Here is a 23968-nt window from a genome sequence, read left to right on the forward strand (position 1 = left end):
AGAACGTCGGCCAGCGCGCCATCATCGACGCCAGCAAGCGCATCGTCGAGACCGTTTGGTCCCAGAATCCGGTCCGCGTGCTGGTAAAGGTCCTCGATGTACCGAAGCTTGCCAGTTTGGGTCGATTCGGCCAGATGGCCCATTGACATGATCAGCCAGACGTTGGCCCAATATCGTGGAATTGCAGACTCACCGACCAGGGTGACGCTTCGCAGTTGGCCCGGAACCAGCGAATCCGATAACTGGAGGAAAGTCATCGATCGACGCAACGGTAAAAAGGTGCCAAATGATATGAAGCTGTTGCGTCGAATCCATGACAGCGAGGCGAAATCCGCAACACTTCTTTAGGTACCACTGAAGTTGATAAATAACATTATGTCAAATGTGGTCCTGTACGGGCTTCAGCAGATACATCCAGAGCGTTTTATGACAAACACCCAGGAGTACCCTCCCATAACGGCCGGTAAGCCTGCGCAATCGGGCGCGCCCGTAGACCTGGATCATTGTGCAGCGTGATTTTCCGGCTTATAGAGCCGAGCAAGCGATCTTGTGTTCTTCCGCTGTCGCCTCATCGATTGCCTTGCTCGAAGACAACGCAATCATTGCCAGACATTGATCGACATCTCGAGGCGTTTTGTCTCAGGCGGAAATACACGCCACTCACCGTCCTGATGCTGAAAGAAAAAAATTTCAATAGAGTCTTTCGTTCTCAGCGCGTCGACACGTACACAGCGCGTCCCGTGCAGGCGCGCTCGAGTAAATCGAATCATGGGCAGGTGCGCCGATGTACCAGGCCCAAACCATTTCTCAACCAGCAAACGTAGGGATACTTGAACGGTGTTCATTCGCCTCTCGCTTCTTCAACCTCAAACTCGTTGGTTCGCAGGTCTCAACCCGCCCTGCTCACACATTGAGCAGGCCTTGCTCGCTTTCATTCGATCGCTCTGCCATTTTCTCGCTGGTATTGAGTTTCACGCCACCACTACCAATTGTCGAGTCGGCTTTCTTACCAGGGACGGTAACCTTATCTAACGGGCCCCTTTGGTGAGTTGAGAACTCTCCAAGTCAATGCCCGAGTTCGACGGCTACGGTGGGCCAAATCGTTTCGGCAATAGGCTCCCTTCACCGTCGATTTTGTTCCTCACTCCGTGTACAACCGATATGCCCGAGTCGAGTCCGCGCCTCAGTCGAGCCAGGTGACCAACCCGTCGAGCGCTGCACGCGTGGTTCGAAAGCCATTCGCCGGGTGCTTCGTATCGCAGAATCCGAATGAAACGCCACAGACTATGCGGCGCTCCGTGCTGAGATCAATGTGCTTGCGCAGGACATCTGGCCAACTCGCTAGAGCGGCCTGAGCGATTGTGCTCACACCTGCCGCACAGGCTGCGAGCATAAAGTTCGATACCCAGGCGCCGCAGTCCATGACCCCGTGCGAGCCGAGCGCCTCGTCGCTGCTCACAATTGCCAGGTGCGGCGCACTAAACATTCTGAAGTTTTCGATAGCTTGCCTCGCAGAACCTTCCCGATCACCTTTCTTGACCCCGACCGCGCGGTATAGACCCCATCCGCATGAACGCCGTCGCGCCTGATACACTCCGCGCCACTCCCTTGGCCAGTCGAGTTCCGGCGCACTGGGAGCATTGCTCTTTACGCGGTCGAGCATGTCGCATCGAAGTCTTTCCAACGCATCGCCGCTTAAGATGTGCACTTGCCAAGGCTGCGCGTTGCACCAGGATACGGTGCGTTGAGCCGCCGCGAGAACCTGTTGAATCACTTCGCGTGGCACGGGCTGCGGAAGGAACGCGCGGCAACTGTGGCGCCGTCGGAGCAAGCTGTCGAGGCAAACGAATTCGTCTGGCGGTGCAGTAACGGTGGCAGAGTTCATACCGCCGCATCCTGACTGCCTTGGCAACGCCCGAGAGCCTGAAAGGCTAGCCCCGCGTTCGAGGCGCTGCGAATCGAGTGATTTTGCATGCGCGTTCTCTAATTTAGATGTTGAGCGCGGTCATCCCGTTGCTTGATCCACAAAGCACTGTGGGCCGGACGTTTTCAGTAAGGCTTTCTGATTCAAGCAAGGAGCGCAACCTCTTCTCCGCGGGCATTGGCATCGGTTTTACACGTGTTCGCAGAGTACAACTCCGTCACGGCGAGGCTCGATATGCTCACTTGAGACGACAGGTGCCGCGCAGTCGGCAATATTGTTGCTCCCATCAGTCCGCAACACCTAGCGGCAAACCCAAGGCAGCCCGGCGAGCCAACCAAACGCCGGTGCGGTAACGCGGATCACCGTAAACATCAGCCATCCCCTTCAACACGGCGACGATTCGCTTCGCGCCGAGGCTATCGCCCAACGCCAGCGGTCCAAGCGGATAACCGAGTCCAAGCCGCACAGCGGCGTCAATGTCTGCTGGCGTCGCAATCCTCTCCTGCGCAATTTCGCAGGCCGTGTTCACGATACTGGCAATTATGCGTTGACCTACGAAGCCGCCCGAGTCGCGGATCGTTGACACGCGAACACCATCAATCGCGAAAAGCGCCTGAGCGCGCGCGAGCATGTCCACACGAGTAGCGGGACTGGGCATGATCACGCGTCGCAGGCCCTTGTCGAATCCAAAAAACGTATCCACGGCCACCACACGCGTGGCATCAAGCGATTCTGCAATCGCACACGTCGTAGTGTCCTCTCCGAGCGGTGTGACGATAATCAAGGCGTCTTCACTGGGTGCAATGCCCGTCTCTACTTTGACATCCAACGCTTGCAGCAACTCCAGCACGCGCTTCGTTTCCTCCGGATGACGAGAACTCACCCAAACTGCCGCGGGCTCCCATCCAGTCCTCTCCTGAGCGACGACCGACTTCGACACCCTCGTTCCACCGTCATACTCGTAGAAGCCCGTGCCGCTCTTGCGTCCCAGCATCCCTCCGGCAAGACGGATGGCTGTAACTGGAGACGGCCGAAACCGCGGTTCGTCATAGAACTGTCGATAGATCGACTCCATCACGGGATGTGACACGTCCAGGCCGGTCAGATCCAGGAGTTCGAAGGGTCCCATTCGAAAACGCATTTGCTCACGCACGATGGCGTCCACGGTGGGCTCGTCGGTCACACTCTCCTGAACGATGCGCAACCCTTCGGTGATGAGCGCGCGCCCCGCATGGTTCACGATGAAACCGGGCATGTCACGGCAGCGGACAGCAGTATGTCCCAATTGCGCAGCGAGCGAGGCAAGCCAGTCGACGGTGGCATCGCTGCTACGCAATCCCCGCACCACTTCCACCACTTTCATAAGTGGCACCGGGTTGAAGAAATGATAGCCTGCAACCCGCTCCGGATGACGACAACTCGCGGCAATCGCCGTGATAGACAAGGACGACGTGTTCGACGCGAGCACCGCGTCATCGCGCACGACTTCCTCAAGTTGAGCAAACAGCGACTGCTTCACTTCCAGCTTCTCGACGATCGCCTCGATCACCAGATCACAATCGGCGAGTCCGCCGACGGAGTTCTCCGGATGAATGCGCCGCAATGCTGCTTGCGCCTGCTCCGGGCTAAGTTTGCCTTTGGCTGCGAGCTTATCGAGTATGGCGCTGATCGCGGTGATCGCGCGTGCTGATGCTGCGGTATCGATGTCCATCAGACGGACTTCCAGACCCACAACCGCAGCGATCTGGGCAATACCCTGCCCCATGGCTCCGGCCCCTACGATTCCAATCTTTGCTGTTTGAACGTTCTTCATCTTCACCTCAGACTCGTTCAATCGCGATCGCGATACCCTGCCCCACGCCAATGCACATCGTGCAGAGCGCGAAGCGGCCACCGGTGCGCTGGAGCTGGTAGCTGGCAGTCGTGACAAGACGCGCGCCGCTCATACCAAGCGGGTGGCCGAGCGCGATCGCGCCGCCGTTCGGGTTCACGCGGGGATCATCGTCGGCGACGCCGAGCAGGCGCAGCACCGCGAGACCTTGTGCCGCGAACGCTTCGTTCAGCTCGATCACGTCAAACTGGTCGATCGTCATGTTCAGGCGCTTGAGCAGCTTTTGCGTCGCGGGCGCCGGGCCGATGCCCATCACGCGAGGCGGCACGCCTGCAGTTGCGAGACCCAGGATGCGCGCACGCGGCACGAGGCCAAAGCGCCTGGCGCTGTCCTCGTCGGCGATCAGCACGGCCGCTGCGCCATCGTTCACGCCCGATGCATTGCCGGCCGTCACGCTGCCGTCCGGACGCACAACGCCCTTCAGCTTGGCAAGTGCTTCCATGCTCGTCTCGCGCGGATGTTCGTCCTGCGCGACAACGATCGGATCGCCCTTCTTCTGCGCGATCCTCACCGGGACGATTTCCTGCGCGAACGTGCCGTCGCTCTTCGCATGCGCCGCCTTTTGCGGGCTGCGCATCGCGAACGCGTCCTGATCGGCGCGACTGACCTTATAGTCGTCGGCGACGTTTTCCGCCGTTTCGGGCATCGAATCGACGGCGTGCAGCTTTTTCATCAGCGGGTTGACGAAACGCCAGCCGATGGTCGTATAGTAGATGTCAGCCTGACGCGAAAACGCGGACGTGGCCTTGCCCTGCACGAACGGCGCGCGGCTCATACTCTCCGCCCCACCGGCAATCAGGAAACGCGCCTCGCCCGACTTGATTGAACGCGCGGCGATGCCGATCGCGTCCATCCCCGAGCCGCATAGTCGGTTGACCGTCGCGCCCGGCACACTTTCCGGCAGGCCGGCCAGCAGCGCCGACATTCGCGCGACGTTGCGATTGTCCTCGCCCGCCTGGTTCGCGCAGCCGTAGATCACTTCCTCGACGGCGTTCCAGTCCACGTCCTTGTTACGCTCCATCAGCGCACGCAAGGGCACGGCTCCGAGATCGTCGGCGCGCACTGCCGAGAGCGAACCTGCATAGCGGCCGATCGGAGTACGAATCGCGTCGCAAATAAAAACATTTACCATCTTGTCCTCAACAATCAGTTCGAAAAGCGGATGAGATGCTCGGCAAGAACCAGTTCGGCTATTCTGGGCATAATCTGATCTGATCTGATGTGGATACGGCTATATTCCCAAGACCGTCGCCCTAGTCCGGGCATCGGCGGTTCTCGCGGCTCTCAGCGGCCAGCCCGGGGCCCATTTCATCTTTGAGAACGCGAGAGGAATTTGACAACGATTGCCGACCTCCGGAGAAGTAACGTTGCCGCGCGACTCTGATAGCAGCATCGAATTCCATTTCTGTCGCAAGGTGCTTGTGGTCCACGCTTACCAGCCAGCCCTCAGCCGCCTTGCGCCATCTTATTCGGCCTTCTTCGTATAGCCCGCAAAACCATCGCCACAACGAGGCGTCTTCCTCGTTGGCACGTCTGGCAGCCTGAAGACGCAATTGTTCATGATGCGTTGTCGACATATCTGGCTCCGAAGGCGGTGGGTATGGTTTGCAACCGAGCGTAGGCTATTTCCTCCTAAAGGCCGCAAACCAGTTCCGGAACTGCCGTGAACAGATCAGCGACCAGGCCATAATCGGCCACGCTGAATATGGGTGCCTCAGCATCCTTGTTGATCGCGACAATGACTTTGCTGTCTTTCATACCCGCCAAATGTTGAATAGCGCCCGAGATGCCAATTGCCACATACAACTGAGGCGCAACGATCTTTCCGGTTTGGCCGACTTGGTAGTCGTTAGGGACGAAGCCCGCATCCACTGCTGCTCGGGATGCGCCCACCGCCGCGTTCAACTTGTCAGCCAGGGGCTCGAGAACCTTGGCGTAGTTCTCGCCGTTGCCCAGGCCGCGGCCACCGGAGACGATGATCTTCGCCGACGTCAGCTCCGGCCGGTCCAGCTTCGATACTTCCCGGCTCACGAATTGCGAGATGCCTGCGTCCGCTGCCGCTTCAATCTTCTCGAGCGTTGCGCTGCCGCCCTCGGCCGCGACCGGATCGAAACCCGTCATGCGGACGGTGATCACCTTGATTGGATCGATCGACTGCACAGTCGCGATCGCGTTACCGGCGTAGATCGGGCGTTCGAATGTGTCGGCGCTGTCCACTGCGGTGATATCGCTGATCTGCGCGACGTCCAGACGCGCGGCAACACGCGGGGCGATGTTCTTGCCGTAAGCAGTGGCAGGCGCAAGGATGTGCGAGAAATCCTTCGCGATGTTCAGCACAGTCGCTTCGACGTTTTCCGCGAGTCCTCCTGCGAGTTGCGGGGCATCGGCGAGCAACACTTTCGAAACGCCTGAGATCTTCGTGGCCGCATCAGCGGCGGCTTGCGCGTTCGACCCCGCGACCAGCGCGTGGATGTCTCCACCGATCTTCTGAGCGGCCGCGATTGTATTCAGCGTCGCGGACTTGATCGATGCGTTGTCGTGCTCTGCAATTACCAAAATAGTCATTTCGTGCATCTCCCTTACAGAACCTTGGCTTCGTTCTTCAGCTTTTCGATCAGAGCCTTCACGTCGGGCACTATCACGCCTGCGGAGCGATTCCGCGGTTCGACGACTTTCAACGTCTTCAGACGCGGGGTCACGTCCACGCCGAGATCAGCGGGCTTCAATCTTCCCAGCGGCTTTTTCTTCGCCTTCATGATGTTCGGCAGCGTGACGTAGCGCGGCTCGTTCAGGCGCAGGTCTGTGGTTACCACGGCAGGCAGCTTCAGCGACAGAGTCTCCGCGCCGCCGTCGACTTCCCGCGACACGGTGGCTTTGCCATCGGCGACTACCACCTTCGAAGCAAACGTCGCCTGCGGCAGGCCAGCCAAAGCGGCAAGCATCTGACCAGTTTGATTCGAATCGTCGTCAATAGCCTGCTTGCCGAGGATCACCAGCGAAGGCTGCTCTCGATCCACCAGCGCCTTGAGAATCTTTGCCACCGCCAGCGGTTGCAACTCATCAGCCGATTCGATGAGAATCGCGCGATCCGCGCCAATCGCCATCGCGGTGCGCAGCGTCTCCTGACATTGCGCCACGCCGCACGAAACGACCAAAACTTCCGTCGCAATCCCCGCCTCGCGCAACCGCACCGCTTCTTCGACGGCAATCTCATCGAAAGGGTTCATCGACATCTTCACGTCCGAGATATCGACACCGCTGCCGTCCGATTTCACGCGGACCTTCACGTTGTAGTCGACCACACGCTTCACAGCTACAAGGATTTTCATTTCACATCTCCAGCTACGTTGCAAAAAGCTACTTTCTAAATTCCGCGAGGGGTGTACGCGAAGTGGACGATTCGCCCCAGCGCCGTATCAAAACTGATGCGACGTCTAAGTTGACGTCCGACACGTCGCTACCGCGCGATAGGCGCTACTTCTTGACGAGCGAACAGTTACTCTGGGCCAGTGACTCAAATCCCTGATTGGTGTAGCGCGCATCTTCTCCATCACTTTGTCACCGTCCGTAGTTCCTGATGCCTGGACGGCATTCAGATAATGGATCGTCGCCGAGTACATTTCCGCTTGAGCCATGGGAGGCACGTTGTTCGTCGCGGAGTAGAACTCCTTCGCAAACGCTCGCGTTTGATCGTCTTGGTCCCCAGTAGAAAGCGGTTGGCTGGAGCCACTTGATCCAGCCTCCTCGCCACCCATCGCCTTGACGACCCGCGTAGCGTGACCCTGAAGAGACGTACCAAACGCGTAATCAGCGGCTATAAAGAACCAACGTTATAGCCCACTTGGGTAAGCCAAAGTTGACACTATGGACGCCGGATCTGGGATTGTATGAGCGCATATCATCGCCGCTCCCGGGCTTGTCCACCTTGAGTACGTTGGCTCCCGCCTCCGCGAGCAACAACGTGCAGGGGGAACCCGGCAGGAGTGTACTGAAATCCAGGACCGTTACGCCGGTGAAAGGCCAACGGATCATCATTCGCCTTCTGCGGCTCGCCGATGCGCCACCTGCGCCCGGCGTGCTGGCATATAGGCCACGTCTCCAAGTGCTTGATAGAGCGCCATAGAGACCTGGCAATGATGACTCAGGCCCGTGCGATTGAGCAGGGCGATCGGTCCCTCCGGATAGCCAAGACCAAAGCGCAGCGTCTTGTCCAAATCTTCGGCGGTCGTGAGCTTTTCGTCGAGACGACGCAACGCGGCGTTGTAGTAGGGGCGAACCAGGCGATCGACAATGCGCCCCGGAAAGTCGCCACAGACGGCCACCCGGAATCCGGCAGCTTCAAACGCTGCCCGCGCAAGGGCAATCGCTTGCGGGTCTGTTGCGGGTTGGCAGACCAGTTCGATCAGGTTGCTCGGCTCAGCTTCGCCAAGTCTGAAGCGTGCGAAGCCCACGACTTTCGACCCCTCCTTTCCAGAATCCTCGCCGGTATGTTGACCAAGACATTCAGTTCCCAACTCGATCGCTATGAAGGGCGCATCAAGAACCGCATCCCCTGCATCGGAAAATGCCGTTCCGGCCGCATCGCCGACATATACGATGGACGGCCCCTCAGTTCCCGCTTCGAGAAACGGATGAGAAGACGGAAAGGAGCGGCTTTCACCGGATTGATTCACTCTGTAGCTCATGGTCATGCTCCGAACATCTTTGTGTCACGATAGGAATGAAAGCCCCGCCCCGTTTTCTTGCCGAGCCACCCGGCAGCTATCATCCGGCGTACCAGAGGCGGACATGCCACGCGAGGTTCATTGGTCAGCTCGTACATCGCGGAACAAAGCAGTCGCTGGGTATCCATTCCCACCAGATCAAGTAGTTCAAGCGGTCCCATCGGATACCCCAATGCCGTCTTGATCGCAAGGTCGATATCCGCCGGCTCGGCAACGCCTTGTTCGACAAGCCGGACAGCGTCGTTGTTGAAGGGGATGAGGAAATAGTTAAGGATGAATCCCGGCGTGTCCTGCGTGCGCACTGGCGTCTGGCCCAGAGCCTGTGCAAATCGCCATCCTTCCTCAAACGTTTCGTCGCTGGTAACGAGGCCCGGCGACATCTCGATCAGTTTCATCAACTGCGCCGGCAGGCAAAAGTGCATTCCGACAAACCGGTCCGGCCTGCCCGTACCGCCCGCGATCTCAGTGATCGAGATAGTCGAGGTGTTGGAAGCAAAGAGGGTGTGAGGCGGACACACTTTGTCCAGTCGCGAAAACAGATCATGCTTTACGCGCAGGTCTTCGAATACCGCCTCGATGACAATGTCGCAATCCTCGAGATCCTCAAGTCGGGTCGTGCCGTACCAGCGAGACATGATTTCGGGGATCGCGTCTGCAGCAAGTTTGCCGCGCTGAGCGGACTTTTCCAGGAACGCCTTGGTTTGCGCGCACGCGAGGGCGAGCGCGTCCTCTCGCGTGTCATATACCCGTGTTACGAACCCTGCGCGTGCGGCGACGATTGCAATCCCTGCGCCCATTGTGCCGGCACCAGCAATGCCCACTGTTTTGATCGATGTCATTTGCGTTTCCTATTTTTCGATGAAGCTTCGACCGATGAGCTGTCGATGGATCTGATTGGTGCCCTCCCAGATCTGCGTAATCTTGGCGTCCCGCATCAGCCGTTCGACTCGGTAGTCCGAGCAGTAACCATAGCCGCCCAGGAGTTGCACAGCGTCGGTCGAGATTCTCATTGCGGCGTCCGACGCGCGCATTTTGAGTATCGACGCTTCGATTCCAAAGTCAGACGCTCCGCTATCCACCCTGCCCGCGACCTGCCACAACAGCGATTCGCAAAGCACGAGTTCCGCCGCCATATCCGCCAGCATGAATTGAATTCCTTGGAAGTCGATGATCTTTCGACCCGACTGCTTTCGTTCGTTGATGTATGCACTCGCGTCTTCGAATGCCGCGCGTGCGATGCCAAGTGCGTGTGCCGCGACGCTCGGACGTGACCGGGTCAATGAGCCAAACAGGATTCGAAGCCCATCGCCTGGCTGACCGATAAGATTGGCGCGCGGTACGCGGCAGGTGTCGAACGAGAGGGACGCCGTGCTCGACGCACGTGTGCCCATCTTGTGTTCGGTTCCAGTGACCGACAAACCCTCGGTTCCCTTTTCCAGGACCAGTACCGAGATGGCCTCCTTGCTATTGTCGATCTCGGACCACTTGCCAAAGAGCAGGTATAAATCGGCCACGTCGCCATTGGTAATGAAGACCTTGCTGCCATTGATGACGATGTCGTCGCCATCTGGCGTGAAGGTAGTACGCATGCCCGTCGCATCTGACCCGGCACCGTTCTCCGTGATGGCGAGGGAAGCGAGTCCGCCCTCTGCAATCCGCGGCAAAAGCCTCGCCTTCTGCTCTTCGTTCCCATACTCAACAACCGGCTTGATCGCGTGGAAGTTGGTCGCCCACACGATCCCTGTCGATGCGCATGCAGCCGAAATCTCCCGCACGCATGTGGCATAGCAAGTGAAGGACAGTCGTGCTCCGCCATATTCCTCCGGGATGAACATTGCATTCAAGCCCAGTTCGTTGATGGCCTTGACGTTGTCCCATGGAAACGCTGCCGTGCGGTCATACTCCGCGGCTCGCGGCGCAATTTGCCCACGCGCCAGCGACTTAACGCTATCGACAATCATCCTTTCCTCGTCGGATAACGGGATGCTTGCGTCCAGTCTTTCAAGTACATTCATTGTTGAAATTGCCTTGGTGCTGTGTGTGCCATTTCGCTGGCGCCTAGAGCGCCATGCCCTGTCCACCGTCCATATATAGCGTCTCGCCCGTCATGAAGCCTCCAGTCACCGTGAAGAGGAGCCTTACCATCTGGGCCACCTCCTCGGCGGTACCGGGCGCGCCCGTGGGGATACGCTTGGCGAGGAACCGGCTGAGCGGACCGGTCAGGAGAGAATCCTTGTTCAGGTCCGTGGCAATATATCCAGGGGCGACGTTGTGAACCCGTATTCCCTGGCTGGCCCATTCCACAGCGAGACAGCGCGTGATCGCGCCGACCGCCGCCTTCGACGCGCAATAAGCCGCGTTGCGCTTGACACCAAGCTTGTCGAAGAAAGAACCGATGTTAACAATAGTCCCGTTGCCGCCCGCGCGCAGATAGGGATAGGCAATCTGGCTGGTCATGAACACAGACGTAGCGTTCGCTGTCATGACTTTCTCAAACTCGTCGATTAACTGCGATTCCGCGTCTCCATCCATATGGAGGCCCGCATTGTTGACCAGGCCAACGAGTGGCATGTCGGCCTGGCGCATTACTTCCGCGATTGCTCGCTTCACGGACTCATAGCTTGTCACGTCACATTCGGCAGTAATGAAGCGCGCTTGAACGTCGTCCTCGGAGATGTTCCGAGACGGAAGCGCTCCAGAGCGTGAAAGACACCCCACGGTAAAGCCGTCGCGAGCCAGCACTTCGGCGATTGCCGCACCGATACCCCTGCTCGCACCGGTAACGAGGATGCAGCCTTTATTCATTTTACTCATCCTTGAAAACAGGTTTGCGCTTTTCGACGAAGGCGCTCATTCCCTCTGCAGCATCGGCAGTCTGGTATGCCAACGTCGACAGGTCCGCCTCGATCTTTAGTCCGTCTTGCAGGCTGACCTCCGCAGCGCGCTGTATTGCCTCTTTTGCGAACAGCGATGCACAGCGGCTATAGCCCGTGAACTGAGTAGCGAACTCGCGCCCGAGCGCCACCTGGTCGGCACCCTCAACGATCCGGTTGACCAAGCCGATCCGCTCCGCTTCAGCCGCATCGATGCTCTTGCCAGATAGAACTATTTCGAGGGCACGCGCTTGGCCAACCAGCCTGGGAAGCCGTTGCGTCCCGCCATAACCTGGAATGAGCCCGAGTTTGATCTCCGGCAAACCCATCTTCGCGTTGGGCGTGGCTATTCTGAAAGTACAGGCCATCGCGAGTTCGAGCCCCCCGCCAAATGCATAGCCGTTGATGACCGCGATTGACGGAATGTGTAGCTTGTCCAGCTTTGAAAAAGTCGTCTGTCCAAGTTCGGCGCCATCACGCTGAGTCACAAGGCCTCTTCCCATGAGTTCCTTGATGTCTGCGCCGGCGCAGAATGCTTTGCCGCCGCTTCCCGTGATCACGAGCGCTCTTGCATCGGAGCAGGCGACCGCATCGAACACGACCGAGAGCTCGTTGAGAACAGCGAAGCTCAGTGCGTTAAGCGCGTCTGGACGGTTCAAACCCACCAGGGCGATGCCATCAATTATGTCGAGCGTGACTGACACTTCAACTTCCTGCCGTGGTCTTCGCGCGGTATCGAACCGCTTCGGGAGAAAGCCCGCCGGATTTCACCCATTCCACGAGCTCCCGCTTTAAAATCTTCCCGCTTGCCGTGAGTGGGAAACCATCAAGTAAGGCGAAATATTCGGGCATGTCATACTTCGACAAGCCCGCCTCCGCCAAATGGTCGAGCATCGATTCAGCACTCACCGAAGTTCCCTGTTTTGCGACGACCGCAAGGCAGACTTTTTCGCCGAGTCGCTCATCGAAGATCGGAAACGCGGCCGCGCGGTCGATATCGGCATGACGCATCGCAAGTTCCTCGATACCCGCCGGAAAGATGTTGTGGCCACCGCGAATAATCAGGTCTTTCTTGCGCCCGACAATCTGCAGGCATCCGTGTTCAGTCAGCACGCCCAGGTCGCCGCTCATGAACCAGCCTTCCTGATTGAAGGACGATTCAGTGGCCGCCTGATTGTTGAAATAGCCCAGCATGAGCACGGCGCCGCGTCCGCCGATTTCACCGATTTCACCGGGTTCCGCTTCTACGTCGATGTCGTCCTGCTTCCAGAGTTTGATTTCGTATCCCTGGCATGGGCGCCCGCAGGTTGAAACAATAGTGTCGGCCGTATCACTGGGCCGCGTGTAGTTGTGCGAGCCGCTCTCCGTCATGCCGTAGACATTTTGCGGCGTTACGCCCAGGCTCATGAAGCGTTGTGCGATGTCACGCGAAATCGCCGCCCCCGCCATGTAGAACGTCTTCACATTTCCAAGACTCGTGAGGTTGCGTCGACTTAATTCCGCAAGAACATCCATCGCGTGCGTCGGCACCCCCATTACGTAGTCTGCTTCTGTTTCGAGTATCCATTCGAGCCCTGCCGCGCCTTTCGACGGGTCTGCCATGACCAGTTCAAGACCGGCCACCAACATCTGTTCAATCGCCACAGTTGCGATGTGATGACTCATCGGGCTTAGCGTGAGCAGTCTCGTATCGCTGGAATGGCCCCAGTCCGCTACCAGCGCGCGGCCATTTGCGAGAAGGGTATTGTCGCTGTGCATCACGCCTTTCGGAGCGCCGGTCGTTCCCGATGTAAAGGCGAGGTAGACGACCTTGTCGGCGTCCGATTTCGGCGCGAGCAGCACTGCCGGAGGAATGCGCTCGGGAAACGCAGGTTTGGATGAGCTTCCCGGCTCTGCGTGACGGTCGAAGATCATCGAGAGTCCCTGGACTGACTTCACGCGTTCGAAGATGGACTGCACGCGAGCGTTGGCTCCGTACTCGCGTTCCGCAAAGAGCGCCTTGCATTGGATGCGCTCGAGCAGATTCGCAATTTCCTCGACGGTATAGTTTTGATGCAGCGACGGCGCGCAGACATAGCCGTTTCTCGAGCAGGCAAGAAAGATGATGACCGATTCGACAACGCTGGGAAGCCACACCCCCACCCGGTCACCCGGTCGCAGACCGCCCCGATGCAACGATTCCGCGACACTATCGGCCCATTCAGTGACTTCGCGCCAAGTGAGTCGCCGAGTCGCATCCTGAAGTGCGTAAGCCATAGGCCGCTCGCGGGCATGGCGACGCGCCAGGCTGTATAGCGTATCTTGCTGCCACACGCCCGCCACGTAGTATTCCCGTGCCATCCGGGGATTGTGAAGTGTCAGTATCTTTTGCATGACGTCCGTCCGAAGGTCGATGAGCGGGCCTGCTCAGTGGCCGAACTTTGTGCTGTCAGGCTCACGCCGTTCGGAGAACGCGGAAGCGAGCTCAGCATGCTCGTCGGAATCGAGATAGCCGCGCAGCAGCAGGTCATGCGACATCCGGGATAATCCGCTGACACCGCCGTGCCGTGCGTTGAAAGCCGACTTGATGGACGCGAGCGCCAACGACCCCCGCTGAGCGATCTCGAGGGCGTACGCGCGCGTTGAGTCCTTCAGTTCGTTATCCGGCACGACCATGTTGATGAGGCCGATCTCGAGCGCCTCTCGCGCGCTGATCTTTGGATTTCGATACCACATATCCTTTGCACGCTTCTTACCTACCAGATCCTCCAGGTACCACGTGCCGAATCCAGCGTCGAAACTACCGACCATCGGCCCCACTTGTCTGAAGACGGCGCTCTCCTTGGCGATGGTGACGTCGCACACGACCTGCAGGACGTTCCCACCCCCGACAGCGAAGCCGTTGACCGAGGCGATAACGGGCTTTTGCAAGCGGTCGATACTCTCGTACATTTCGAGCGTCGGCAGAACTCCGGCATAGAGCAGTGAATCCTCCATGCCATCCTTTCGGCCTCCAGTGCAGAAGAACTTGTCTCCAGCACCTGTGATGACGATGACCCGGGTGTGCGTTTCACGGCGGATGAGATTGATACAGTCTCGAATCTCGTGACACATCTTCTCGGTGAACATGTTTCCGTCGTGCGGACGGTTGAGCGTAATGGTGCCAACGGGGCCATCTTCCTGATACAGGATCTCTTCGAATTCCATGCGTGTCCCCTATTCTGATGTTCAAATGATTCGGCGTTCTCTAAGCCCGGCGATGCATGCCTTGGACATACCCAGACGTTCGCGTAAAACCCGTTCTGTGTCGGCGCCCAAACGTGGCGGGGCGCAACGATACGCGTTGCTCTTGCCATCGAAACGTATCCCGAGACCGACCTGCGGCACTTTGCCCGCCGCTCCTTCTACCGAATAGAACAGCCCTTCGGACAACAAATGACTGTCTTCGACGACCTGATCCACCCGATTGATAGGACCGGCTGGAATCCGGTTTTCGTTGAAAAGCGCAAGCCAGTGCTCCCGCTTCCGAGTGGCGAGTAGCCCCTGAATCGTCTCCACGATACTTGCACGCTCCGTTCGCCGGCTCGCATTGGTCGCAAGCGAAGCTGCGGCACCATATGCCGGCTGGCCCACAGCTGTCCAGAAGCGACGCCATATCGCATCGTTGCCCAGGCCGAGCGTGATCGGCTCGTCGGCTGTCTCGAACACCTGATAGATTGCAATGACCGAATCGCGACCGCCTGATCGGGTAACCCGTTCACCCGAGCCGAGATAGGGAACAATGCGGGGGGCCATGAACCGGACCATGCTTGCCACCATCGAAACATCAATGCTCTTGCCGACGCCGGTTCTTTGCCGCTCGAATAACGCCGCGACTGTCGCCAGCGCGACGTCCTGTCCGGCCAATAGGTCGGCTGCGGGCGTACCGACTTTCTGCGGGCCGGACTCTTGTTCACCCGTCAAATCCATCACGCCTGAATATCCTTCTGCGATGAGGTCGTAACAGGGCAGATTGGCCCTCGGTCCCTGCGAACCAAATCCTGTGAGCGCGACATGGATCAATGTCGGATGTCGCGTCCTCAGCGACTCGAAGTCCAGTCCCAGCTTTCGCTGGACTTCCTGAACCGCGTTCAGCACTAGCACGTCAGTCGACGCCAGCAGGTTATCGAGAATGCTCCGGCCCTCGGGCTGCCTGATATCGAGCGTCAAGCTCTCTTTGTTGCGGTTCATGCTGAGAAACCAGAGAGACTCCCCATCCAGGAACGGCGGTCCCCACGCCCGCGTATCATCGCCTGCCTCTACGCGCTCCACCTTGGTGACTTCGGCGCCCAAATCCGCAAGGAGTTGAGTGCCGTAAGGCCCAGCGATGGAGGTTGTGAGATCTAAAACCCGAACGCCCTTCAGAAGCTCAAGTCCGGAGGTGGGGGTTACAGTCGGAAGTGTGTCGAGTGGTCTCATCGCGGTGTTGGCTGTCGTTTCTGTTATCACTTCGGACGCTTGCGATAGAGGTACTTCGCCGTCATCTCCTGCGCTATGGTGCCGTCATGCATGACACACTGACGCGTGAACGTGACAACGCCCTTGTCACCTTTGCTGGATTCTTTCTTCTCCAACACACGCGAAAGAAGTCGTATCGTGTCTCCATGCTTCACGGGTTTAAGCATGCGCCAACCATCGATCTGGAGGAGAGCCAGCAATGTTCCATCGTTCACGCCTGTCGCGTACTGCAGACCGGCCATCACAGCGTATACAAGGGGACCGTGGGCGATTGGCTCTCCGAACTGAGTGGTCTTACAATATTCAAAGTTCGTATGCACTTCATTGAAGTCACCCGACAAGCAAGCGAAATTTACGATGTCTGTCTGGGTTATAGTGCGCGCCGGGGTCAGAATTTCTTCGCCTATTTCGAAGTCCTCGAAGTACCGGCCGCGTGGCGTTGCGGTGATAGTCATCTCACACTCCTTATTTTTGATGAGTCAAAGCTCGAGCGCGATAGGTCAACCCTTGTCGTTCGCCAGAATGAGGGTCCCGTGGGACGACAGAATCCCACCTTCGTTGTGCACCAGAGCAACCTCGGCGCCCTCAACTTGTCGCGCGCCAAGACCTCCGCGAAGTTGCCGAACCGCCTCTATGATCCCGAACAGACCGCCAGCGGCACCGGCGTGCGCATGCGAAAGCATCCCGCCGTGAGTATTGACAGGCAACTTTCCGCCAATACGCGTATGGCCGTCGGCAAAAAACTGGCCGCCCTCGCCCGGTTTGACGAATCCGAGCTCTTCGATCTCGATAATTGGTACCACCGTGAAACAGTCGTATAGCTGTGCCACATCAATATCTTGCGGACCGAGGCCTGCCATTTCATAAGCAATGCGACCTGACTCGGTCGCGCCGAACTCCGTAAGGCTTGGTGCACACATCAGATGCTCATGCGTGTGGTACTCACCAATGCCCTGCAAATAGACTGGCTTGGTTTTAAGGTCGCGCGCACGCTCGGCGGACGTTACGATGAAGGCGCCACCGGCGTCCGAAATAAGGCAGCAGTCGAGCATTCCCAAGGGATCTGCGATGGGCTTTGCCCTCAGCACCTCCTCCAGCGTGATCGGTTTCTTCATGTGCGCATTGGGATGCAGCAATGCGTGCTCGCGAGCCGCAACCGCCACGTGTGCGAGCTGTTCGCGGGTGGTGCCGTACACGTGCATGTGGCGCTGCGTAATCATCGCGTAATAGCCCGGAATAGAGCCGCCATACGGCTGCTCGTAGTACGGGTGCCCCACCGCAAGCAGCGATGCCAAAGCAGCGTCTCGAGTCTGACCTGTTGCGCGGTTTTCTCCGGCGCACACCAGGATGGTTTCGGCCTGGCCCGCGGCAATCGCCTCAGCGGCATGTTTGAGCATGATCGCAGGGCTGCCGCCACCGACGACCATCGATGCGTTGTAGTGTGGTTTGAGCCCCAAGTACTCGCACAGCACAGAGCCAAGCATGAAGTATGGCTCTGTAAAGGAATAGGCAGTCAGAAGTCCATCGATGTCGGACACCTTCAATCCGGCGTCGTTCAAGGCGCGCTTGGCCGCCTGGGCGTTCAGGCCCAAGCCCGACATGTGGGGCATTCGGCCGATATCCGATTCGCCGACACCAACAATCGCGATCTTGTTTTTGAGGGACACTGGAGTCTTCATATTGCCCCCTCCGGCAGAACGCGGCTGAATTGGGGGACCATCGAGCCGTCGCCGCGGTCTTCGAACGTCACCTGCACGCTGTCGCCGATGGATGTCGATAATGCATCCTTTCCAAGAATATTGGTCAGCATGCGTGGACCTTCCTCGAGATCGATTAGTGCCACGACGTAAGGTACTTGCGAGGCGAAATCTGCAGATGAAGCGCGGCGAATAACGGTAAAGCTGTGAATCGTTCCCTTGCCTTTTGCCTCGACCCACTCGAGGTTTTCAGACCAGCACGTCGGACACAGGAGGCGCGGCATGAAATGCAATTCACCGCAGTCCTGGCACTTACGGATCAGCAACTTTTGCGCGCGCGCGCCATTCCAATAAGGAAGAGAGTCTCCGTTCGCTACCGGTTTTGGAAGTGGTGATTCCAAAATACGTCTCCTAACTATTATGTTGTGGGCCGCGCGCGGCAGACTTACGAAGCTGTCTCAACATACCAGCGAGTTCGGATCATTCGGGTGGAGTGATACGTAATTGCAACTTCACCTTTGTCGGTCACCACTTCATGTGCCGTCACCACGACGCCGCGGTCCGGCTTACTTGTCAGGCGTTTTGAATGCAACCGCACGCAATTGATGATCGAATCTCCCGCGTAGACGGGAACTTTAAACTTTGGCGTGAGTTCCATGAGGAAGATCCCGCGTTTGCGTGTCAGCCCCGCCCGGAGCACCAGCCCTTCGGCCGCACACAACACGAAAAGTCCGGGCGCCATTCGTCCACGGTAGTCCCTTGAGGTTTGCAAATAATCCATGTCCGTAAAAGTCGGTGTATGGAACTTGTGAAGTTCGACAAAGGCTCGAATATCGTCGTCCGCGATGACTTGAGCCTCTGACTCGAAACGCCATTCATCCGTGTATTCTTCAAAGAACAAAGCACCCATGATGTTTTGCTCTTAGTAGGACCGCGGCATACCGAGCACGTGCTGACCGATATAGTTCAGCACCATGTTCGTGGAGATCGGCGCGATCTGGAAGACGCGATTTTCGCGGAACTTGCGCTCGATATGATATTCACGCGCCAGCCCGAAACCACCATGTGTCTGCATGCACGCGTTGGCTAGCTCCCATGAAGCCTCGGAAGCCAGCATCTTGGCCATGTTGGCCTCGGCACCACAGTGTTCGTGACGATCGAACATTTCAGCAGCTTTCCAGCGCAGTGCGTTGGCTGCCTCCAGGTGCGCGTATCCGCGAGCAATCGGGTACTGAACGCCCTGATTAGCACCGATTGGCCGGCCGAAAATCACACGTTCGTTGGCGTACTTCACGGCTTTTTCGATGAACCAGCGCCCGTCACCGATACACTCTGCGGCAATAATGACACGCTCTGCATTCAGGCCATCCAACAGATACTTGAAACCGTTGCCTTCCTCGCCGATGAGCGAATCCTCGGGGATACGCATGTCGTCGTAGAACACCTCGTAGGTGTGGTGATTGAACATCGCGTCGATCTTGCGGCTTGTGTATTGCTTGGGATCGACCTCACGCTTGTCCGCGATAAAGCACGAGAGACCTTGGAAAGGCTTGGCCGGATCCTTCGGCGGGCTGGTGCGAGCGAACACGATAAATGCGTCTGCATGATCAAAGCGCGAGGTCCACACCTTCTGGCCCTTGACCACCCACTCGTTGCCCTCCTTCCAGGCTTTCGTGGTGATCTTCGAAGTGTCGGTACCGGCATTCGGTTCGGTAACGGAGAACGACTGCAGGCGCATGCGACCCGCTACCACCTCGGACAGGAACTTGCGCTTTTGCTGCTCGGACCCGTGCCGTGCCAAAATACCCATCATGAACATTTGACCATGGATCATCGAGCCTACACCCCCAGAGCGATGCATCTCTTCGACGATCACTGAGGCTTCACGCACACCCAGACCCATACCGCCGTACTCTTCCGGAATCATCACCGTGTGTAAGCTGGCGTCCATCAAAGCTTTGATGTAGTCGTGCGGAAAACCTTCTTCCTTGTCTAGCTTATAAAAGTAATCATCGCCAAACCGGCTTGTTACAGCTTGGGTGGCCTGAAGAACATCGTCAAGCGTGATTCCTTCAGAAGTTAGTTGGTCGTTGGTTGTCATGGTTCACTTATCCATTCAGCTGGGATTGCTCAGGTCGGTGGTAAGCTCGGACTCTCTCCGCTTAACCAACCTACGCCTCGGTTTTTGTCTTGCCAAAAGCGCCTGCATGCTTAAGATTCTCTATTTCATCGGTGGTCATACCCAGCTTCGCCTTAAGCACTGAATCGCGGTGTTCCGCAAGTAGCGGAACGCGAGAGGTACCAGGTGCAGGACCAAAGCGCGTCGGATCTGCTGGTAAGAGCATGGTGCCGCCAATGCCATCCTCCACGGTCCTGAAAGCACCGCGATTACGCAAGTAGTCGTTCTGGGTAACTTCAGCCATGCTCAGTATGCTCGCGGCGGGCACGTCGAAGGCATTAAGCTTTTGGACAATTTCTTCACGTGTATGTGCTTTTGTGAAGGATTCCGTAATCGCATGAACCTCTCGCTGACGCTTGGCACGCTCGATATATGTCTCATACCGGGGATCGGTCCCGAACTCAGGCTTGCCCATCGCACTGCACAAGCGTTTCCAGAAGTCGTCGCGATTCACGCCGATGTTGACAAAACCGTCCGACGCCGGAAATGCACCGTATGGCACCCCATGGAAGTTATTGGAGCCAGCAAACTCTCTAAGTTCCGCATTTGCCGACTGCTCGCGGGCGAGCGCTACGGCCACCAGAGGCAACGAGCACTCGACCATGCCGATGTCGAGAATACGCCCGACGCGATCGCGTTCCTGTATACGCAGTGCCAGCAGGATTGCCGCGTGTGCAGTCATCGCTGCCAAAATATCCCCCATGGCAAAACCGCACCAAACTGGATTTCCATCGTGATCCCGTGTAAGGCTTGTTGTACCGGACATTGCCTCAGCCACCATCGCCAGACCGGCCCGGTCAACGTAGGCACCGGCATCTTTAATACCAAATCCAGAGATGCATGCAATGACTAAACGTGGATAGCGTGCGTGCAGAGTGTCGGGATGCAAGCCTAGCCGATCGAGCGCACCGGCTCGCATATTGGTTACTAATACATCAGTTGACTCAAGTAGCCGGTGCAGAACCTCTTTGCCTTCCGCATTCTTCAGGTCGAGTGCTACGCTCTGCTTACCCCTGTTGAGCGAACCGAAGTAACCGGAGACGGTTCCGTCGCTGGATCGACGCATCGGTTCGCGATGCCGTGTAAGCTCGCCTTCGGGCGGCTCGATTTTGATGACGTCCGCCCCCTCCTCTGCCAGCAGCTGCCCACAGTAAGGGCCGGCGATGAGATGCGTTAGTTCGATAACCTTCACTCCTCGGAGGGGAGACACACCAGCAATGTTTGTGGACATTTCACCGTTCGTCAATGTGTGCATGGCTGCAGTTTCCGTCTCATCAAGGTCAATGTCGAGTTGGCTTTTTTGTGGACCATGGTAACTTCGGCTAACCGTCATTCGGTCCGGAACTGCAAACCCCAGGAGGAAGCCAAAAAGACGGATTGCCGCAGAAGAAATCCGTACGGCCGGTATGTCTCGCGCCAGCAATGTGAGATAGCCCGTGCAAGTTGGCGAGATTGCTCATGAAGATCGTCGATGGTGCGTAGCGTTGTGCTTGGACTCTTATGGTGGAGAGCGCACCGCGCTCCGGGAGCGTTCGGGGTGGGATCCTTCGATAGGATTGGCCTCCCGAGAGCCCCATGACCGCGGGGAGTACCGAAGCAAAGTTAGCGCCAGACTTCGCAGGGCGATCATGCGTCACCTCCGCGCAAAGCAGGACTCCTGCTCCTTCCCATCCAAGTGAGATGGCACGAATTGTTAAGAGGTTGTTCCCAATGTAGTCCTAAAAAACATTGATGCCTGAACACTCACAATCCGCTTCGATGACATCAAGACAGCCTTTGTGGAGAGCGTCAAGCAGGATGTCCGGTCGTGTTGCCTCACGAAGGAATGTTACTCGCCTGATTGTTGTCGTTTTTTCTTTTATCTTTTTAATGGCTTGCCGGGGGCGGAGCGCCCGGCCCCCCGGAGACCATCAACTTTTCCGCAACTCAAACTTCGGCTGGCGCATGGGCAGACGCTCGCAGACCGCCCAGAATCAGTCCTGTTACGCGCTCTGCTCGCCACGCCTTGACCCGGCGCTGCAGCGTCCGGAATTGTGCCTGACTGGCATACGCCTCTGGAAACATTGCGGCCAACCGATCCATCAATACGTTGTCCGGCGGCTATCGTCGAGCAGGTCCGCAGACTGTCGCAGCAGTTGTCCGATCTGCAAATCGTCGCACACCTCAATCAAGAAGAGCTCGCAGCCCCCATGGCCAGATGCCGCCGCCGCAAAGACACCAAGCACCGTCGTGAGGTGCCAGTCCTGACGCGACTCGACGTTGCGACGCATGCGCAAGAACATGTCTTGCCCGGCGGCAACGGCCGCAATCATTTCCCGACACAAAATGCCCCCGGCTCGCTCAGCCACTGCGAATGCAGCTGGGACGATTGAACTGCTAGGATGATAGCCTTCAGGCGCATGGTCATGCGTAATCCAGACAATGCGCCATCGCCCATTCGCAAAGGCAGCCATGAGAGCGGGCGCAGGGCCTCCGAAGCCAAGAATCGTACTTTCCGCTGCCCCGCCCGATTCACGAACTATATCAACCATACTGCGCACCGCCGGCCCCACTCCGCTCGCCGCGAGGACCATCCCAATGGTGTCCAGCATGCTTTTTTTGCCCCCTCCACTGCACCAGTTGGCAGGGTCGGATACTGCGTATTCGCCACCCCTGGCAGCGAAGTCGTTCGAAAGGTCAACTCTGGACATTCGTTTTTCCTTTGACATAACATAATGTCCCCAAATATGCCCCCGCGTGTCGAGTTAGTTTTTGTTGAGCAGCGGTAGGCAAATCTAACCACCGACTCCAGCCATCCGGAATCGCAGGAGCGCTAACCGCATCTCGTTGGCGGCATAAAACGGGTTGGAGCGCCGTTACTCGGTAAGCGCGCAGCAAACCCATCTTGACGGATTGGGCTAGCCGACGATCACAGTTGGCTGCCAGCGATGCGGCAGCAATGCCGCGATGTCGTTGGCCTTGTGGGTCGGTAGCCGCGTGAGGATGTCCTTCAGATAGGCATGCGGGTCGTGCCCGTTAAGTTGGGCTGACCGTATCAGGCTCATGATGGCGGCAGCGCGTTGGCCTGCTCGCAGTGAGCCGGCGAACAACCAGTTCCTTCCGATAGCCCATGGGCGGATCTGGTTTTCGCATTGTTGTCTATGGGCACGTGCCCGTCGTCGAGATAACGCGTGAGCGCTTCCCAACGCTTGAGACTGTAGTCCAGCGCTTTCGTAATCGCTGAACCTTCCGAAACCAGCTTGCGCTGCGCCACCATCCATTCATAAAGTGCATCGCACATCGGTTTGGCCCGGCTCTGCCGGAGTTTGTGCCGCTCTTCGGCATCCAGCACTGCAGCGTCGCGCTCGATATCGTAAAGCGCAGCGAAGAACGGCATGGCCTGTCCAGCAACCTGGCTGCTGTGATTGGCGTGCAGGTCGAAGAACTTGCGCCGTGCGTGAGCCTTATCTGGAGCACCAGATAAGGCTCATTATCCCGAGCGTGGTTTTATCCGGAGCGAATCAGGCTGTCGCCAACGTGCATGTGGCCTATCTTAAGTTCAAACTCCACATAAAGTTTGATCGTTCACAAAGACTGCAAGAACGCGAGCAGGTCGGCCTTTGGTTTCCATGGCTTTGTATTCGTCGGCTCAATGCCGGCCTTCTTCCAGAACGCCTCCATGGCGTCGCGCTTCATCTGCAGGTTGATCGTGATGTAGCGACCTGTCGTTGCGACGCTGGTATGGCCAAGGTAGTCGCGGATCACCGTCACGTCGCTTCCGGATTGCAGCAGTGCCACGGCGCAACTGTGGCGCAGGACGTGCGACGTGATGTGCTTTCGCAGCAATGCGGGGTTGTCGCGAGCCGCTGCGCACGCGTACTTCGTGAGGATGTAGGCGATGCGATCGCGCGTCAGGGGTTGCCCGTTTCGATTGACGAACACGCACTGCCCGTCGGCACCGCGTGACATGCCACGCAGTCAATGTAACGCGTTGGCTGTCTCGGCCCACAGTGGCAACACACGCTCCTTTCGTTCATGGAAATATTTGCATGACCGCAGCTATGACGATCTCGGGAATATGCGCAGTTGCGCGCCACGCAGACTCGTTTGTCCTTCTGCGATGGGTTTTCCACGGCTGCCGCCAGTACTGGACTGCGCATAATAAAAGTGCTTTCCTCAGAAGGCAGTTCGGCCTTTTGAGGAGAGTCATCATGGACAACGAGTT

Annotated in this window: 24 protein-coding genes and 1 pseudogene; all 25 read right to left on the bottom strand. The window is 57.8% G+C overall.

The window, feature by feature from the left end:
- Window positions 1-599: 599 nt before the first annotated feature.
- Window positions 600-845, bottom strand: coding sequence for a hypothetical protein (locus AWB69_RS46580; RefSeq protein ID WP_075644092.1), 246 nt, complete (start codon window positions 843-845; stop codon window positions 600-602).
- 338 nt (window positions 846-1183) lie between these two features.
- On the bottom strand, window positions 1184-1885 hold the full coding sequence (locus AWB69_RS42220) for a nitroreductase (protein WP_062092710.1): 702 nt from the start codon (window positions 1883-1885) through the stop codon (window positions 1184-1186).
- Between the two features lie 325 nt (window positions 1886-2210).
- On the bottom strand, window positions 2211-3737 hold the full coding sequence (locus AWB69_RS42225) for a 3-hydroxyacyl-CoA dehydrogenase (RefSeq protein ID WP_062092730.1): 1527 nt from the start codon (window positions 3735-3737) through the stop codon (window positions 2211-2213).
- Window positions 3738-3744: 7 nt separating this feature from the next.
- Window positions 3745-4947, bottom strand: a complete 1203-nt coding sequence (gene pcaF, locus AWB69_RS42230; protein ID WP_062092711.1) for a 3-oxoadipyl-CoA thiolase — start codon at window positions 4945-4947, stop codon at window positions 3745-3747.
- A gap of 500 nt (window positions 4948-5447) precedes the next feature.
- Entirely contained in the window at window positions 5448-6380 is a 933-nt protein-coding gene (locus AWB69_RS42240; RefSeq protein WP_062092731.1) for an electron transfer flavoprotein subunit alpha/FixB family protein, read from the bottom strand.
- Window positions 6381-6394: 14 nt separating this feature from the next.
- Window positions 6395-7144 (bottom strand): electron transfer flavoprotein subunit beta/FixA family protein, encoded by a 750-nt coding sequence (locus AWB69_RS42245; RefSeq protein WP_062092712.1) that lies wholly within the window; start codon window positions 7142-7144, stop codon window positions 6395-6397.
- A 105-nt stretch (window positions 7145-7249) separates the two neighbouring features.
- Complete coding sequence (locus AWB69_RS51015; RefSeq protein WP_075644093.1) at window positions 7250-7570, bottom strand: ABC transporter substrate-binding protein; 321 nt, start codon at window positions 7568-7570, stop codon at window positions 7250-7252.
- Between the two features lie 52 nt (window positions 7571-7622).
- Entirely contained in the window at window positions 7623-7850 is a 228-nt protein-coding gene (locus AWB69_RS42250) for a CoA transferase (protein ID WP_331712721.1), read from the bottom strand.
- A complete protein-coding gene (locus AWB69_RS42255; protein ID WP_062092714.1) occupies window positions 7847-8500 on the bottom strand; it encodes a 3-hydroxyacyl-CoA dehydrogenase family protein in 654 nt (217 codons plus the stop codon). The genes AWB69_RS42250 and AWB69_RS42255 overlap by 4 nt, the downstream gene beginning before the upstream one ends.
- Before the next feature lie 2 nt (window positions 8501-8502).
- Window positions 8503-9378, bottom strand: coding sequence for a 3-hydroxyacyl-CoA dehydrogenase family protein (locus AWB69_RS42260; RefSeq protein ID WP_062092715.1), 876 nt, complete (start codon window positions 9376-9378; stop codon window positions 8503-8505).
- A gap of 9 nt (window positions 9379-9387) precedes the next feature.
- Window positions 9388-10554: an acyl-CoA dehydrogenase family protein gene (locus AWB69_RS42265; protein ID WP_062092716.1), complete on the bottom strand. Its 1167-nt coding sequence runs from the start codon at window positions 10552-10554 to the stop codon at window positions 9388-9390.
- Between the two features lie 43 nt (window positions 10555-10597).
- Window positions 10598-11344, bottom strand: coding sequence for an SDR family NAD(P)-dependent oxidoreductase (locus AWB69_RS42270; protein WP_062092717.1), 747 nt, complete (start codon window positions 11342-11344; stop codon window positions 10598-10600).
- Window position 11345: 1 nt separating this feature from the next.
- Window positions 11346-12116 carry an enoyl-CoA hydratase/isomerase family protein gene (locus AWB69_RS42275; RefSeq protein WP_062092718.1) on the bottom strand — a complete coding sequence of 257 codons (771 nt, stop codon included), beginning with the start codon at window positions 12114-12116 and terminating at the stop codon, window positions 11346-11348.
- A gap of 1 nt (window position 12117) precedes the next feature.
- Window positions 12118-13785, bottom strand: coding sequence for a class I adenylate-forming enzyme family protein (locus tag AWB69_RS42280; RefSeq protein ID WP_062092719.1), 1668 nt, complete (start codon window positions 13783-13785; stop codon window positions 12118-12120).
- 33 nt (window positions 13786-13818) lie between these two features.
- Window positions 13819-14598 (bottom strand): enoyl-CoA hydratase-related protein, encoded by a 780-nt coding sequence (locus AWB69_RS42285; RefSeq protein ID WP_062092720.1) that lies wholly within the window; start codon window positions 14596-14598, stop codon window positions 13819-13821.
- A gap of 21 nt (window positions 14599-14619) precedes the next feature.
- Window positions 14620-15849, bottom strand: coding sequence for a CaiB/BaiF CoA transferase family protein (locus tag AWB69_RS42290; protein WP_062092721.1), 1230 nt, complete (start codon window positions 15847-15849; stop codon window positions 14620-14622).
- A gap of 26 nt (window positions 15850-15875) precedes the next feature.
- Window positions 15876-16343 (bottom strand): MaoC/PaaZ C-terminal domain-containing protein, encoded by a 468-nt coding sequence (locus tag AWB69_RS42295; protein ID WP_062092722.1) that lies wholly within the window; start codon window positions 16341-16343, stop codon window positions 15876-15878.
- Between the two features lie 45 nt (window positions 16344-16388).
- Window positions 16389-17567, bottom strand: a complete 1179-nt coding sequence (locus tag AWB69_RS42300) for a thiolase C-terminal domain-containing protein (RefSeq protein ID WP_062092723.1) — start codon at window positions 17565-17567, stop codon at window positions 16389-16391.
- A complete protein-coding gene (locus AWB69_RS42305; protein ID WP_062092724.1) occupies window positions 17564-17986 on the bottom strand; it encodes a Zn-ribbon domain-containing OB-fold protein in 423 nt (140 codons plus the stop codon). Before AWB69_RS42305 ends, AWB69_RS42300 begins: the two co-directional genes overlap by 4 nt.
- Window positions 17987-18030: 44 nt before the next feature.
- Entirely contained in the window at window positions 18031-18495 is a 465-nt protein-coding gene (locus tag AWB69_RS42310) for a MaoC family dehydratase (RefSeq protein ID WP_062092725.1), read from the bottom strand.
- Window positions 18496-18507: 12 nt separating this feature from the next.
- Entirely contained in the window at window positions 18508-19686 is a 1179-nt protein-coding gene (locus AWB69_RS42315) for an acyl-CoA dehydrogenase family protein (protein ID WP_062092726.1), read from the bottom strand.
- Between the two features lie 70 nt (window positions 19687-19756).
- Complete coding sequence (locus AWB69_RS42320; RefSeq protein WP_062092727.1) at window positions 19757-21019, bottom strand: CaiB/BaiF CoA transferase family protein; 1263 nt, start codon at window positions 21017-21019, stop codon at window positions 19757-19759.
- An 826-nt stretch (window positions 21020-21845) separates the two neighbouring features.
- A complete protein-coding gene (locus tag AWB69_RS42325) occupies window positions 21846-22472 on the bottom strand; it encodes an MmgE/PrpD family protein (protein ID WP_082913837.1) in 627 nt (208 codons plus the stop codon).
- Window positions 22473-22661: 189 nt separating this feature from the next.
- Window positions 22662-23206: pseudogene (locus AWB69_RS42330) on the bottom strand (IS66 family transposase); the annotation flags it as partial.
- A 122-nt stretch (window positions 23207-23328) separates the two neighbouring features.
- Window positions 23329-23712: a tyrosine-type recombinase/integrase gene (locus AWB69_RS42335; RefSeq protein WP_062092729.1), complete on the bottom strand. Its 384-nt coding sequence runs from the start codon at window positions 23710-23712 to the stop codon at window positions 23329-23331.
- Window positions 23713-23968 lie beyond the last annotated feature (256 nt).

This window comes from Caballeronia udeis, assembly GCF_001544555.2.
In the GTDB taxonomy this organism is placed as follows: Bacteria; Pseudomonadota; Gammaproteobacteria; order Burkholderiales; family Burkholderiaceae; genus Caballeronia; species Caballeronia udeis.

Bases quoted from the DNA above. Each gene is read 5' to 3' on its own strand.
- AWB69_RS42320 (WP_062092727.1), bottom strand. From the start codon at position 21,019: ATGCACACATTGACGAACGGTGAAATGTCCACAAACATTGCTGGTGTG.
- AWB69_RS46580 (WP_075644092.1), bottom strand. From the start codon at position 845: ATGAACACCGTTCAAGTATCCCTACGTTTGCTGGTTGAGAAATGGTTT.
- AWB69_RS42285 (WP_062092720.1), bottom strand. From the start codon at position 14,598: ATGGAATTCGAAGAGATCCTGTATCAGGAAGATGGCCCCGTTGGCACC.
- AWB69_RS42245 (WP_062092712.1), bottom strand. From the start codon at position 7,144: ATGAAAATCCTTGTAGCTGTGAAGCGTGTGGTCGACTACAACGTGAAG.
- AWB69_RS42310 (WP_062092725.1), bottom strand. From the start codon at position 18,495: ATGGGTGCTTTGTTCTTTGAAGAATACACGGATGAATGGCGTTTCGAG.
- AWB69_RS42255 (WP_062092714.1), bottom strand. From the start codon at position 8,500: ATGAGCTACAGAGTGAATCAATCCGGTGAAAGCCGCTCCTTTCCGTCT.
- AWB69_RS42295 (WP_062092722.1), bottom strand. From the start codon at position 16,343: ATGACTATCACCGCAACGCCACGCGGCCGGTACTTCGAGGACTTCGAA.
- AWB69_RS42240 (WP_062092731.1), bottom strand. From the start codon at position 6,380: ATGACTATTTTGGTAATTGCAGAGCACGACAACGCATCGATCAAGTCC.
- AWB69_RS42270 (WP_062092717.1), bottom strand. From the start codon at position 11,344: ATGAATAAAGGCTGCATCCTCGTTACCGGTGCGAGCAGGGGTATCGGT.
- AWB69_RS42280 (WP_062092719.1), bottom strand. From the start codon at position 13,785: ATGCAAAAGATACTGACACTTCACAATCCCCGGATGGCACGGGAATAC.
- AWB69_RS42315 (WP_062092726.1), bottom strand. From the start codon at position 19,686: ATGACAACCAACGACCAACTAACTTCTGAAGGAATCACGCTTGACGAT.
- AWB69_RS42220 (WP_062092710.1), bottom strand. From the start codon at position 1,885: ATGAACTCTGCCACCGTTACTGCACCGCCAGACGAATTCGTTTGCCTC.
- AWB69_RS42225 (WP_062092730.1), bottom strand. From the start codon at position 3,737: ATGAAGAACGTTCAAACAGCAAAGATTGGAATCGTAGGGGCCGGAGCC.
- AWB69_RS42300 (WP_062092723.1), bottom strand. From the start codon at position 17,567: ATGAAGACTCCAGTGTCCCTCAAAAACAAGATCGCGATTGTTGGTGTC.
- AWB69_RS42290 (WP_062092721.1), bottom strand. From the start codon at position 15,849: ATGAGACCACTCGACACACTTCCGACTGTAACCCCCACCTCCGGACTT.
- pcaF (WP_062092711.1), bottom strand. From the start codon at position 4,947: ATGGTAAATGTTTTTATTTGCGACGCGATTCGTACTCCGATCGGCCGC.
- AWB69_RS42260 (WP_062092715.1), bottom strand. From the start codon at position 9,378: ATGACATCGATCAAAACAGTGGGCATTGCTGGTGCCGGCACAATGGGC.
- AWB69_RS42265 (WP_062092716.1), bottom strand. From the start codon at position 10,554: ATGAATGTACTTGAAAGACTGGACGCAAGCATCCCGTTATCCGACGAG.
- AWB69_RS42250 (WP_331712721.1), bottom strand. From the start codon at position 7,850: ATGATGATCCGTTGGCCTTTCACCGGCGTAACGGTCCTGGATTTCAGT.
- AWB69_RS51015 (WP_075644093.1), bottom strand. From the start codon at position 7,570: ATGGGTGGCGAGGAGGCTGGATCAAGTGGCTCCAGCCAACCGCTTTCT.
- AWB69_RS42325 (WP_082913837.1), bottom strand. From the start codon at position 22,472: ATGTCAAAGGAAAAACGAATGTCCAGAGTTGACCTTTCGAACGACTTC.
- AWB69_RS42335 (WP_062092729.1), bottom strand. From the start codon at position 23,712: ATGTCACGCGGTGCCGACGGGCAGTGCGTGTTCGTCAATCGAAACGGG.